Source organism: Actinosynnema sp. CA-299493 (assembly GCF_050946825.1).
Lineage (GTDB): Bacteria > Actinomycetota > Actinomycetes > Mycobacteriales > Pseudonocardiaceae > Actinosynnema.
On the sequence record NZ_CP191993.1, the window covers coordinates 6,738,666 to 6,751,303 of the forward strand.

Consider the following 12,638-nt stretch of genomic DNA (forward strand, 5'->3'; position numbering starts at 1 on the left):
GTCGCCTCAAACGCTTCATCGTCCGTGCCAGGTCCACTACGCCCTGACCAAGTAGCCGTTTCCGAGCTACTTGTGTTGGGTGAGTCGGCGGGTGGTGATGCGGATCGTGGACCAGCGGACCGCGGCCTCGTGGTGGTGGGGCAGGCGTTCGTAGTCGCGGACGCAGCGGCGGTGTCCGGTGATCCGTCGCGCGAGCCGGACGCCGGGCTTGCGGTGGTGGCCGCAAGCCCGGGGCGTGAACCTTGGTTACTGCTGTCGGTCAGCAGGAGCAGACGCCACCGTTGTTGACACCGGCTACGCCGTTGGCGCCGGCGATGCCGGGAGATCCGTTGACGACGGTCGCGCCGGCTTCGACGGTGCCGGTGTTACCCAGGCCGCCCGCGCCCGCGGCGCCGCCGAGTCCGCCGGCACCTCCGGGGCCGCTGCACCCGGTGCCGCCATTGCCGCCGGCACCGCCGTTACCACCGTTGCCGCCGGTGACGGTGATGACATCGGCACCCAGGTCGCCGTTGACGGCTCCGGAGTTGCCAATACCGCCCGCGCCACCCGCGCCGCCGACACCGCCCGCACCGCCGGGCTGGGTGGCGCTGATGCCGTTGCCGCCCTTGCCTCCGCCACCACCGGCGCCACCGAGACCGCCGTTGGCCTTGAGGGTGTCGACTCCGGCGCCGCCGTTGATCGTGCCGGAGTTACCGATACCGCCCGCGCCACCCGCGCCACCGACACCGCCCGCGCCGCCGCCGCTGCCGCAGCCGCCGACACCACCTGCGGCACCGGCTCCACCCGCACCGCCGGTGGCGGTGACGCTGTCGAGACCGGCGTCCGCAGTGCCACCGTTGACCGTGCCGGAGTTTCCGACACCGCCGACACCGGCCGCGCCACCGATGCCACCGGCGCCCGCGCCGCCCGCGACAGCGCCGCCGTTGCCGCCAAGCGCGCCGAGACCGCCGTTGCCGCCCTTGCCGCCGGTCGCGTTGACGGTGTCGTTGCCCACGCCGCCGTGGATCAGTCCGGCGTTGCCCGCCCCGCCGACCCCGGCTACGCCGCCGTTGCCGCCGGCGCCCCCGGCGCCACTGCTCAGTCCGGTCCCGCCGATGCCGCCGTTGCCGCCGTTGCCACCCGCGCCGCCGATGACGGTGATGCTGTCCGTACCGACGCCACCGTCGATGATCCCGGTGCCGCCGACGGCGACACCGCCGCCTGTTCCGACGCCGCCGTTGCCGCCGGCGCTGCCGGCCGGGGTGCCCACGGTGCCGTTCGCACCGGGAGCCCCGGCCGAGCCCGCGACACCCGCGACACCGGTGACGGTGATCGTGTCGTTGCCGCCGAGGCCGTTGACGGTCCCGTCGACCGGGCCTCCGGTGATGGTGATGATGTTGTTGGCCGAGGTGCCGTCGAGGACCTGGCCGGCGGGGATGCCGGCGGTGCAGACGAAGTTGTTGCCCGTCTGCGTGCACCCCGGCGGGATCGCCAGGGCCGTGCCCGGTGCCACCAACGCGAACCCGGCCACCGTACCCAAACCGATCAGAGCCCGGCCCAAGCGGCGGGCCGTGCCTGCGCGTGCTGTTGAAATCATGATCACTCTCCACCCGTGGGTGGGTCCGAGCCGATGCCGCGGACCCGCAGGGGTAATCCGAATGACCGGGGTCCAGAGTCACCAGGGTCGACGCTCCTGAAATGAGACGTCGAATCGGACAGCGCCCTTCGCGGACCACACTCCACCATTTTGCGGTGCGAGGGAAGGCACATCATGGTCGACCACCCCAATGCGATCGGTTCTCACTCCGATGCGTGGAAGCCGGCTCCTCCGGAATTTCCGCTCCGAGTGACCCGATCATCGCACCGGTCTTTCTGCCTTCATTTCGAATATCACCGAAGTCGAAGGCAAGCCGGAAACGCCCGACACCCCCACCTGCGACGACACAGCGGACTTGAGAGGTTTTCACAGTCACCACTTCCGATCACTCCGACGACCGCGCGCCCTCCCGGAACGCTTCGACTCGGCACGTGTCTCCTTCCACCAGTCATCCAGGGCGATCTTGGAATTCAACGGTCGTCCGACATAAACGCACGACCGGCCGGAGTAATATTCCCCCGGCCAAGTCCGAAGAAGTCGATGAAGACCGCGCACCGCCAGTCCCCTGCTCGGTGGATCTCCGAGCCCCTGGCGGACCGCGGGCCGAACCCCGGAGATTTCGGCGGCAAGACCGCAGAGCGGACAACATTGCGAGCCACCGTGCCTGACCCCGGAACGACGAAAGCCCCCGGAAACCGCGATCCCGAGAAAGCCGACCGCTCGCGCACCGCCCGGCGAGTTATCGCCATCACCGCGGTGGTCGCCACCTGTCCCCTCGGCGCGGAGTTCGTCACGGGAGTGGCGAACGCCGCGGCCGCTCTGACCTCGATCGTGACGGTGTCGATCGACGGCGCGACCGGCAGGTGGGCTCCTGACAGGAGTTCCGCCGCAGTGCCGGCGACGTCGGCACAACCCGCGCCGACATCCGAACAGCCGATCCCCGCCGCCCCGGAACAGGCCCGACCACGTCCTCGGTGGTCGACACCTCACTCGTTCCCGAGCCGACGAGCCAGAGCGGACCCGTACCGACGGCCCAGCCCTGACGACCGCGGGTCACCGCGCCGTCCGGCTCACACCGTCCACCTCGCGGTGTCCTCACCGCGTGGTTCCCGCTCGACATCAGGAGCAACGCCATGCGAGTCACCTCGAAGATCAAGCCTGTGGTCGGCCTCGCCGCCGTCGGCACGTTGATGGCCGTCACCGGGGTTCGATCGTCGCGTTCGCGGCCTCGGTGCCCGCCCTCAGCCCTGCGGTGAAGTTGGTGCTGCCGTCCTGCTATTGCAGGCGCCCCGACGCGTCGTGAAAGACCTGTCCAGAAGACCCGGCCGGTGGTGGAGAACGCAGCCAGGCGACGGCGCCCACGCCCGGCCTCCCTTGGAAATGACCGTGTCGGGTAACGGGTCTCGATGTCCACCGCGATCCCGATCCCGCCGGGCGGCGTGCCGTCCACCGCGCCTGCGGGCACACCACCGGCCAGCACCAACACGGCGGTGGCCGACACGGCTCCGAGCCTTCTCATCCGTCGTGTCACCACGTCGCGGGAACTGCGCTCGTCCGACGAGATCGCGGAGCACCCGAAAATCCGCCGAACGGTTGGTAATCGGGAATCACGGCACAGGATGTGACTCTTGCTCGCAATCCTCCGAGCCGCTGTCGCAACACCGGCAGCGCGGACCTGCGGCAACGAAATCTGCGGTTCCGCGCTCGTGGGCGCATACGGAAAGTGTCATCGCATTTCGCCCGTTCGGCATGCCACCACGTGATTACAGTGTGAACCCGGACGAGTCACGGATGTGGGGTGCTCCGATGAGGACTGCGGGAATCGGGAAACTGGTGTCGGCGGCGCGGCGGTCCTTCGTGGGCGTCGTCGTCGCCATGTCGGTGGCGGTCGCGGTGGTGGCCGCCGCACCAACGGCCCAAGCCGCGGACGTCGAGTTGCTGTCGTGCGTGGGCAGCGGCGCCAACACCTACCAGCCGGGGGTCACCGCGCAGCCCAGGGTCGTCTCCATCACCTCCAGCGCGGACTACGGCTCCTGCGTCTCGAGCGGATCACCCACGATCACCTCCGGCGGGTACGCGATCGCGGCGAACGGTCTGGTGTCCTGCCTGGGTGGTGGAGTCTCCATCACGGTGACCATCACCTGGAACACCGGTGAGACCACCACCGTGGCCGCGGTGGGGCTGGTCGTGCTGCGACCCGCCAACGAGGTCGTCGTGGTCTACCAGGGCACCGTCACCGCGGGCCGGTTCACCGGAGCCGCCGTCGTGATGACCGCGGCGCTGCTCAACACCACACCGGCGCAGTGCTTCACCCCCGAAGGCGTCACCGGCACCAGCGGCCCCGCCAACATCACCATCACCCAGCTCACCTGACCGACCGCCTCGCAAGGAGTGCTCGCAGGCCACGCGCGAGGCCTCGCAGTCCGTCGCGAGGACGTGTCGCCCGCTGCACCCGGAGGTGGCATGTCGGACTCGCACGGATCGCGGAGCCGGATTCGCCCACCACCTTCCCGGGGAACAGGAATCCCATGCGCCTGCGTTCATCGATCGCCGCCGTGGTCGGCGGCCTGCTCGGCGCCGCAGGGATCTTCCACGCGCCCGCTTCGGCGTCCGCGGTGGATGTCAACTGCGCCCTGGGCACCCGGATCGGCACCTACTCCCCCGGCATGACGCTGCTGCCCAGGCACATCGATTTCCACGCCACCGGCACGCTGGGCGGCTGCGTGTCCCCCAGCCACCCCGACATCACCGGCGCGACCTCCACCTCCACCGTCAGCGGCACGTTCAGCTGCCTGGCCGGCTCCACCACCAACACCTCCACCTACCACTGGAACACCGGGCACAGCAGCACCGTCCGAGGCGGCTTCGAGGTCAACCTCAAACCCGGCGGCACCACCGTGCTCGTCCTGACCGGCACCGTGGTCGACGGACTGTTCCAAGGCGCGACCGTCGTGCAGACCAAAGTCCTGCCCGCCACCGACCTCACCGCCTGCCTCACCCACAGGGCCTGACCAGCGTCAGCGGTACCGTCACCTTCACCGCCGTCCGGTGAACCGACGAACGGCGGAACGACGAACGGCGGAACGACGAACCTCTGGCGGTCCGTGGCACATCCTTCTCGACCCACGTGACCGACATCGGGCTCGACAGCCTGATCAAGGAGTACGATTCGCCCGCCCCCCGGATCGGCACCGTCGTCCACCGAGCCTCGTGACCAGTGACAACAGGGCGATCGAGTCGCCCTGTGCCGATGAGCTCACGGAGCGGGACCGGAGCACCCCACGCCTCACCGACGCCATCGGATCGAATCCCGTACCCGATGGATGCCCTGATCGAGGGTCGCGGCACGATGGTCTATTCAGGTATGTTCGACATACTGCGGATAACGTTCCTATTCGACGAACCGACAATGGGTATTGAATGTCGTGTCGGTTCTGCGGAGGCAGGTGTGGCGGTGCCCCTTCCTGTCGGCCACCTGGTGGGCGGTAGGTACGAGTTGACCGGGTTGCTCGGGGCCGGGGGCATGGCCGAAGTCCACCGCGCCCTCGACCAGGACCTGCGTCGGCCGGTGGCGATCAAGGTGTTCCGGCCGAGCGCCGATGTGGACGCCGTACGCAGGTTCGACCTCGAGGCCCGGACGTTGGCCCGCTTGGCGCATCCCGCCGTGGTGTCCCTCTATGACGCGGGGCTCCACGGCGGTAGGCCGTTCATGGTGCTGCAGTTGGTCGAAGGACCCACGTTGCGCGCCCGAATACAGCAGAGCGCCTTATCGGTGGCCCAGGTCCGCCGACTGGGCACTGAGGTGGCCGAAGCGCTGGCGCACGTGCACGACCAGGGCGTGGTGCACCGGGACGTCAAGCCCTCGAACATCCTGCTCGACCACGACGACACGCCGTACCTGGCCGACTTCGGGCTCGCACGCTCGGCGCACGCCACGTGGTTCACCCGCACCGGCCACGTGCCCGGGACAGCGGCCTACCTCGCCCCCGAGCAGGTCCGCGGTGGTGACGTCGGCCCCGCCTCCGACGTCTACGCCCTGGGACTGGTATTGCTGGAATGCCTGACCGGCCGACGCGAATACCCCGGCAGCCAGGTCGACGCCGCGATGGCACGCCTGCACCGCCCACCAGCCATTCCCGACACCCTGCCGTCCGACCTCGCGCGCCTGCTCTCACTGATGACCTCCCTCACCCCACGCCGCCGACCGACCGCGCAACACTGCGCAGAAGCACTGCACACCCCGGGCTGGTAAGCCATCACGACCGTCCCGCGTACGGCGTCGACCGCAGGACTGGTTGCGGCGGCCGGCATCGCCTGGACCGCGTTGTCCTTCACCGGCCCCGCCCGACACCCCGGACCAACCCACTCCCCGATGTCGTCATCCACTACCTCCGATCAACCGACCGAGAATCCGAACGAGGTGATCGGTAGGGTCACGACACCGGCGGCAGCACTGCGGCGCCCCTCCGGCGCCGTCATCCCGCTGACGTCCCCATAACAACAGGTGGCACCGCACAAGGATTGATGAACGCGTTGCGCGCCACGGGCAACGCGTTGCGGGTCAACCTGTGGATGAGGAACGTCGAGCGCGGCCCTGCCGTGGAGCGCGGTGCCGCGACGGCGTCGCTGAGCGAGCTGGAGGCGTTCGTGTCGCTGAAGGGCAAGTTCCGGCACGACGGCGAGATGAACGGCACGACGGTGTTGTGGGCACCCTTCGGACCGCTGTCCGACGGGCTGCGAGGGCGGGTGGAGTGTCGGACCCAGGGATCAAGCGCGATGTGCCGGCGGGCGTATTCAACGCCGTGTGCCTGGGCAGAGTGGTGTCGGGGACGGCCAGGAGTGGGTGGTGCAACCGATCGCCGTGTTCCGGTGACGACCGGAGCAAATGACCAAAGCTCTCGCCGAGCGGGGTCGGTCTACACGGTCGGGGATCTCGCCGAGGAGGGAGGTACTCGGCGGCATCGTGTGGGTGAACGTGGAGCGGGATCTGCCCACCCAGGTGACTGTTCGACCGAAGGACCGCCCTACTGCTGGTCACTCGATCCACCGGACACGAGATCGACACGGCGGAGCTCGAAATCATCGAACGGGTGGCAGCAGGTCGTGCGCTGTGCCATCGGGCTGCACGTCTTCGTCAGCAACCTCGCAGGTCGACCTGTGCTGAGCCGCCTGGTGCAACGTGTCGCGGAGCGGATCGAGGGCCGGTGCTCGTCAGTCGACCTACGGGATCGGGCATGCGGCGGTCCGACCCCGCTGCCGCCTGCGTCACTGGCGCGCCGCGTGCTCTGACTCGATCACCACGCGGGAGATCTCGTCGACCGACTCTTCGCTCACCTTCTGCACGAAGGCGGCGTTCCTGGGCGACGCATTCATCCACTCCCGGAACGGGGCGCCAGTGCCCGGCACCAGATCCGCCTTTCGGCCCCTGCTGTGCTCCGCGGTCGCGGCCAGGTCGGAGAGGAAGCCCACCACATCGCCGGACACCCCGAAGCGTCCCGTCTTGCGCAGGTGGTTGAGGTAGCGCCAGAAGTCCCGGTCCCGTTCGCAGCCGTCGATGATGGCGGTCAGGTCCGCCACGCTCAACGGCCCGGCGCCTTCGCGCTGTGCCACATCCCGCGCCACCTTGCGAGACGTCCGGCTCACCGGGTGCACAGCCGGGTCCGGTCCGAGGTACCGCCACGTCGGCATGACCACTTTCTTGCCGATCACCGCCGCGAGCCAGAAGCCCAAGATACCAATGCCGCTCATCAAGATGAAGAGACCGACCCCGAGGAGCACTTCGAGCAGCATGTCCAGCAGCCTTGAAAGGAGCGGCTTTTCGTCGCCCCCGCCGGTCGGCGTCGATGTCGTCGTCGGCTGGATCGCGCTCGTCGCCCCCGCCGGGCTGCCGCTCGGTGAACTGCTGTCGGTCCCGGATGCGGGAGGCTGGTCGTCGGGACGCAGGCCAAGCCAGACGAGGAAGCCGATGACTCCGACGACGAACAGGGACAGGAGCCAGTACCGGACCCGCCACAACCTCTTCACGCAGGCGCGGAGCACCCACACGATCGCCTGCGCCGGGTAGACGACCAGCCAACTGCCGAACGCCATGGCCTTGTGGGTGGTCAGGTAGTGCGCCACCGAGGGGTACAGCAATCCGGAGATCCCGATGAGCACCGAGCCGGCGGCGGTGAACGCGATCCCCTCGGTGTAGTTGATCAAAACCACGACCATCAGAGCCGTCACGGCCAGCCGGAGCAGGATTCCGGCGGTGCCTACCACTTGGCCCGTGCTCGGCCCCGGATCAAGCCGCAGGAACCTCGCGAGAGTCAACAGCCGTGCCACCGATTTCCTCGGCCTGGTGGCCCAGGAGACGCGGGGCGACATCATCAGCATCTCCAGCGACAGGCGGTTGAGCAGCACGTAGCCGTTCACGATCACCACTACGCCGAGGACCAGTCCGGTATCGAGAACGTCGATGCCGGACAGAAAACCGACGGCGACTATTGCGGCGATGATCGAGAGGGCGAACTCGATCACGGGCAGGACGGTGATGGCGGACAAGGTCCGCAGCAGTCCTTTCGCACCTTCCAGTTGGCGGATCTGGTGGCGCAACGCGGATCTGCGTGCTCTGAGCCGGCCTTCGCCCCACAGCGTCAGGAGACCCTTCCGCATGTGGAGAGCGAGGTTGTGAGGGAGTTCAGGGAGGAGTCCGGCCTGCCGGTAGGCCTCACCGCGCAGCAACGAACTCGGGGACTCGAAAGCTTTCCGGATGATCGACAGCCGAGTCTCGGTGTCGGCCAGACCGACGATCTCCAGCACCCAGAACTTGTCATGACGACGCCCCGCGTTCCAGGTGGACTCGAGGAAGAGCGAAAGCGCCCCGCGGAACTCCGGCCGCAGGGCGTCCTGAGCGCCGGCGAGGCCCGCTGACATCAGGCTGAGCAGATGCAGTGAACCTTTCGGCCAGATGCCGGACGGCTGGTGCAGCGACATGGCCGCGGTCAGGAGTTCTTCCGCCTTGCGCAGCACGGGTTCGACGATTTTGTCGGCTTGGCTCTGCAGCATGGTCACGGCGGTCTCCCGCCAGTTGTGGTCCAGGACCAGCGTCTCGGGCGGTACGAGATCGAGGTTCTCGAGGACTACGCAGGTGGCGAAGTACTCTTGGATCCGCCGGTGGATGAAGGTGAACTCGCCGCCGTCCCGTGTCTTGACCTTGACGGGCCGCGCGATCTTGGCGTACTCCAGCGCGCGCAAGGCGGCTTCCGCCGTGTCGTCGTCCAGGGAGGAGTCCCGGTTCCGGAGCATCGACCGGAGTTCGGGCCGATCGACCTGCAGCCCGAACCCCGGTGTCGAAGCCATGAGGAACGCGGCGTGCTCGGCCACCAGGCGGACCGTGCCCTGCCCGACGTTGTAGAGCTTGCGGAAATCCCTCTCGTGCCGGCTGATCATGTCGTTGACGTATCCGGAGAACAGCTTGTGCGACACGTCCGGGAACTCGCCATTGGTTTCGACGTACAGGCAGAGCAGACTGAGGACCAGCGGTGTGTGGGCCAGTGTGCGCAGCTCGGGGTCGGCGGTCTCCAGGCCGTTGAACAGCACTGCCCGCCTTGCCGAGTCCAGGTTCCACTCGACGGCCAGCGTGTGCTGGCGTTCCTCGGTCAGGGCCAGGATCCGGAACCTCGGCCAGCCGATTCGTCCAGGCCCCCGGTACTCCCGGGAGGCGAGCACGCCTCGGCACCGGTTGAAAGGGCCGAGGAACGTGCTGATGGCCGTGATGTACTCCTGCACGACCTCGTCCACGTCGGTGGAGCTGAGGATGTCCGGAATCTCGTCGAACGAGTCGAACAGGAACAGGAACTCGCCCTCGTCCAAGCCGGGCGGGAGCTCGGTTTCCAGGAACTTCCTGACCCTCGCGTTCTGGTGCGGGTTGACCGCGTCCTTGACGAACTCGGCGACGTGGTCGGAGGTCACCGGGCGGGGCGGGCGGAAGGTCTTCAGGTTGACGTAGAGCGGCAGGACGACCTTCGGCGGCGCGGACTTGCGCCCGCTCAGCCGCTTGGCCATCGCCTGTGCGGTGTGCCGCAGAGCGATGCTCTTACCCGCCCCCGGGACACCTTCCACCAGGATGTTCTTCTCCGCCGTCCGTTCGACGGCGACGGAGAGGGACTTGACCCGCTGTGGGATGTTGCCGGCGGGCGTCAGCAGGTCGTGGAGCTTGCCGAAGTGCCGGTGGTGTGTACGTCCTTCCATCTCCACTTCGGCTTCGAGTTCGGTGTACCGGCTGTGCTCGAAGCTCTCCCCGTCGGCTAACTCCTTGGTGATCTCGAGGACGTGCTCGGCGAAGCGTCGTTGGCCCTCCCACCGCACCCGTGCCGCCTCACGTCGTTCTGCCACCGATGGTCGCTTGCGGCTCGTGTTGATGTAGATGTCGCCGGCCCTGCCCGTCTGCACAACGGTTTCGGCTGAACCGCTCAGTGTGTTCGACACCGAGTTCGGGGCTGTCTCGTCCATTAGGCACCTCAGGCGGCTGGGCGGGCATCGGTCTGGTCATCGCATCACTGGCCGGTGGCGTGGTGAGCCGTTCACCGGCCCGGAGACCCCAGCGGCAGGCCGACGAGCTGACCGGTCTGAAGCCGGGACGACTGGCAGCGAACCGGAGCTCACCCGGCACGGACGGTTCGACGGCTCGGGACTACGGGGTGGTGCGCTCGGATCCGGTGATGAGGTTTCGCACGTCGTGGGGTGCGCGGATCAGGTAGTGGCGCAGCAGGTCGGTGGTTGCCTCGGCGTCGGCGAGGGCGCGGTGGGCCGTGCCGTGGGTGAAGGGTATGCCGGTCGCGGTGAGGCAGTCGTGCAGTTTGCGGCGGCCTTCCCCGTGGACGTGGTTGTCGAGCTTCATCGTGCACAGCGTCCCGCTCGGGGTGAACGGGTGGCCGGCGCGGGCGAACTCGGCGTTCAGGAAGTTCACGTCGAACGAGGCGTTGTGGGCTACGACGACGGCACCGTCCAGGTGGGCCGCCAGGATGGGTGCCACTTCGGCGAACAACGGCGCGCCGGCCAGGTCGTCCTCGGTGATGCCGTGGATCTCGGAGGCCGCGAGTGGGCGTTGCGGGTTGACCAGTGCGCTCCACTCGTCCAGGACGGTGCCGTCGGGGGCGATGCGGATGACCGCTGCCTCGATGATCCGGTCCTTGCCCCAGGCGGCGAAGCCAGTGGTTTCGACGTCCACGATCGCGTAGGCCGTCGGGGTGGCGACGAGGGGTGACGGGACATGGGGGACTCCGGTGATGACGTCCGCGTCGTGCTCTGGCAGTCGGTCGACCAAGTCCGTCAGCGCGGAGCGGGCTCCGGCCATGTCGAGGTGACCGGCGGCGTAGGCGCGGGTGCGCAGGGGCTTGCCGAGGTGGACGTCGTGCTTCTCGACCGCGGTGTCGGGCAGTGCGGCGGCGATGTCCTCGGCGGTGGTGTTGTCCTCCAAGAGCAGTTGTTGGAGGACCGCGCGCAGTTGGGCCGGTGTGCACTTGGGCACGGTGAAGGCAACGCCGTCCCGGGCGGCCGGCACGCCGGCGCGGGTCAGCCAGGCGGTGAGTGTGTTGAGGATGCGGTCACCGCGCCAGGGGAACACGATGGTGTCGTCGCCCCTGGCCAGGCCCGCCACCGACGACGTGGTGCCGGCCGGCACCCAGGCCGGGGCGGACACCGGGGGCTGACGTCGCGATACCGGCTGAGACCGGGGAGGAGGCGGCGGCGGACCTGGCCGCGCTGAATGCGGTACGGGCACCGCCGGCGGCACGAACGCTGGGATCGGCGGCGAAGGTCGCGGTGGCGCCATGACGGCGGGCTTGCTCTCGAACAGCTGCCGCAGTCGGCCCAACAGCCCCACTCGGCCCCCTCAACTCGCGCCGTGTGCACACGGACGGTCCCTCTAAAACGGTGACAGCGGCTACGTCGCGTCAGATCCATGCCGCGTTAGCGCCCGAATGGGTGAATTACTTCAGTGGTGCTTTCACCTTGTCGCAGCAACAAGCCAATACATGAAAATTACTCACTCAACCGTGTGAATGGACGGCGCAGCGCTACCGCGAACGGCCGCAATCTTCCGCGAGGAGTACCCCCACACGGTGGGCGCGATGGCCACGGCCCCGGGCAACTGCACATTCCGGTCGTCCACCCCGCCGGAGGAGCTGGTCGACCCCAAGCGCCGCGGTTACCCGCGCGGCCTCGTGGTGCAGGCAAGGCAGACCGGTCGCCGCACCCCCTGGCGGACGGTATCCGCACGGTGCCCGACGCGTACGGGCCGCTGCGGCACTGACGGGAGCCGCCCGCCCCCGGGTGCTCCCGGGAAGAGGGGCGGCTTCTGCTCGCGGCGGTGCTCGGGCGGCGGAAACGCGGTGGAAACACCCGGCCCCCTATCTTGGACCGATGCGCGTGCTGCTGGCCGAGGACGAGGTGGAGTTGGCCGACCTGGTGGCGATGGGTCTGCGCAAGCACGGGTTGGTGGTGGACGTGGTGCACGACGGGCTGGCCGCCGACGAACGGCTGACCTACCACGACTACGACGTCCTCGTGCTCGACCGCGACCTGCCGGGCAGGCACGGCGACGAGGTGTGCGCCGACCTGGTCGCGCAAGGCGGTCGCACGAAGATCTTGATGCTCACCGCCGCCGGTTCGCTGGAGGACCGGGTGGACGGCCTCCGGCTGGGCGCGGACGACTACCTGGTCAAGCCCTTCGAGTACCCGGAACTGGTGGCGCGGGTCCACGCGCTGTGCCGGCGCAGCCAACCGGTGCTGCCGCCGGTCCTGGAGCGCAGGGGCGTGCGGCTCGACGTCGCCGACCGGACCGTCACCCGCGACGGCCGCCCCGTCGACCTCTCGCCCAAGGAGTTCACCGTGCTGGCCGTGCTGCTGCGCGCGCGGGGAGCCGTGCTCAGCCCGGAGCGGCTGCTCGAACTCGCCTGGGACGAGCACGCCGACCCGTTCACCAACGCGGTGCGCGTCGCGATGTCCAAGCTGCGCGCCAAGCTGGGCGACCCGCCGGTGATCGAGACCGTGCCGGGCGCCGGCTACCGTCTCTGAGGGA

General features: G+C 68.8%; 8 protein-coding genes. 5 read left to right on the plus strand and 3 right to left on the minus strand.

Translation table 11 applies throughout. The features are described 5' to 3' along the window. Positions 1-259: 259 nt before the first annotated feature. The gene (locus ACQPYE_RS28165; RefSeq protein WP_498715650.1) at positions 260-1,492 is read right to left on the minus strand and encodes a hypothetical protein; all 1,233 of its coding nucleotides are present in this window, start codon (positions 1,490-1,492) and stop codon (positions 260-262) included. A gap of 1,490 nt (positions 1,493-2,982) precedes the next feature. Between ACQPYE_RS28165 and ACQPYE_RS28170 the strand changes: the two genes are divergently transcribed. The 4 genes from ACQPYE_RS28170 to ACQPYE_RS28185 all read left to right on the plus strand — a co-directional run bounded on the left by ACQPYE_RS28170 (position 2,983) and on the right by ACQPYE_RS28185 (position 5,828). Beyond that, entirely contained in the window at positions 2,983-3,201 is a 219-nt protein-coding gene (locus ACQPYE_RS28170) for a hypothetical protein (protein ID WP_498715653.1), read from the plus strand. A 181-nt stretch (positions 3,202-3,382) separates the two neighbouring features. Then, positions 3,383-3,949 carry a hypothetical protein gene (locus ACQPYE_RS28175; RefSeq protein WP_498715655.1) on the plus strand — a complete coding sequence of 189 codons (567 nt, stop codon included), beginning with the start codon at positions 3,383-3,385 and terminating at the stop codon, positions 3,947-3,949. Positions 3,950-4,104: 155 nt separating this feature from the next. Then, a complete protein-coding gene (locus tag ACQPYE_RS28180) occupies positions 4,105-4,587 on the plus strand; it encodes a hypothetical protein (RefSeq protein WP_498715657.1) in 483 nt (160 codons plus the stop codon). A 308-nt stretch (positions 4,588-4,895) separates the two neighbouring features. Then, a complete protein-coding gene (locus ACQPYE_RS28185; protein ID WP_498715659.1) occupies positions 4,896-5,828 on the plus strand; it encodes a serine/threonine-protein kinase in 933 nt (310 codons plus the stop codon). A gap of 1,013 nt (positions 5,829-6,841) precedes the next feature. Here ACQPYE_RS28185 and ACQPYE_RS28190 read toward each other — a convergent pair. Together ACQPYE_RS28190 and ACQPYE_RS28195 are read right to left on the minus strand one after the other, a co-directional pair. Continuing rightward, positions 6,842-10,069 carry an NACHT domain-containing protein gene (locus ACQPYE_RS28190; RefSeq protein WP_498715661.1) on the minus strand — a complete coding sequence of 1,076 codons (3,228 nt, stop codon included), beginning with the start codon at positions 10,067-10,069 and terminating at the stop codon, positions 6,842-6,844. A 181-nt stretch (positions 10,070-10,250) separates the two neighbouring features. Next, complete coding sequence (locus ACQPYE_RS28195; protein ID WP_498715663.1) at positions 10,251-11,258, minus strand: 3'-5' exonuclease; 1,008 nt, start codon at positions 11,256-11,258, stop codon at positions 10,251-10,253. Between the two features lie 722 nt (positions 11,259-11,980). On the opposite strand from ACQPYE_RS28195, the gene ACQPYE_RS28200 reads away from it, so the two are divergent. Next, positions 11,981-12,634 carry a response regulator transcription factor gene (locus tag ACQPYE_RS28200; RefSeq protein ID WP_498715665.1) on the plus strand — a complete coding sequence of 218 codons (654 nt, stop codon included), beginning with the start codon at positions 11,981-11,983 and terminating at the stop codon, positions 12,632-12,634. Positions 12,635-12,638: the final 4 nt, after the last annotated feature.